Below are 277 nucleotides of genomic sequence, written 5' to 3'. Positions count from 1 at the left end.
CAGATCCTAAAATCGGCCAATTTCGTGCCCATTGGAGATCGGATTATCACTTCAACCTCAATAAAGTCACCCATCCGTTTTTGTTTCGGATGATTGCAGCCTACCTCGACCAGGGGATTTCGATTTGGTCCTTTCCGGTGGAAGCCAAAGGGTTTTTGGATTCTGTTCGTAGGCTCCACAAGGAAAGTCTTTCTCCTATAGTACGTTCCAAACGAGCACAATCACTTCTGGAGAAAGATCAGCTAGAACTTACCGAGCTCTTGGAAATCCTTGTCGG

The 277-nt window shown here is 46.2% G+C and carries 1 protein-coding gene; it reads left to right on the top strand.

The annotated features are described in order from the left end of the window. Positions 1-277 (top strand): putative inorganic carbon transporter subunit DabA (locus ACNKXV_RS14810; RefSeq protein ID WP_417908460.1); only part of this gene is annotated, 277 nt, incomplete at both ends.

The sequence above is a fragment of the Christiangramia aquimixticola genome (genome assembly GCF_048285835.1).
Taxonomy (GTDB): Bacteria; Bacteroidota; Bacteroidia; order Flavobacteriales; family Flavobacteriaceae; genus Christiangramia; species Christiangramia aquimixticola.
The sequence above is the reverse complement of the archived record's forward strand: the minus strand, read 5'-3'. Positions and strand labels throughout refer to the sequence as shown.